At 44.2% G+C, this 231-nt stretch carries 1 protein-coding gene; it reads right to left on the bottom strand.

Going from position 1 to position 231, the window contains the following annotated elements; genetic code table 11:
• Nucleotides 1–231, bottom strand: a 231-nt coding sequence (locus ACVCZW_RS00345; protein ID WP_452231332.1) for a hypothetical protein, incomplete at both ends; no start/stop codon positions are given.

Here is a 231-nt window from a genome sequence, read left to right as displayed (position 1 = left end):
AAAAGTAAAGCTTCCGCCAAGATCTCCGGTTATATTTGATGTTCCGCCATCACAAGTTGCTGTCGTATTAAAAGAAGCGTTTCCGGAGGTTAAAACAGTTACCGTTTGTGTGCTACTTGTTCCGCAGGTTCCTGGACTTGCGTATTCTATCGTATAGGTTGTTCCAGAAATTCCATTAGTTACCGTTCCGCTAGTTGCGTTTATTGTTGCGCCATCCGTTGGCATCGGATT

The organism is Lacinutrix sp. MEBiC02595, from assembly GCF_053601555.1.
This window is presented reverse-complemented; position numbering and strand designations above follow the sequence as displayed.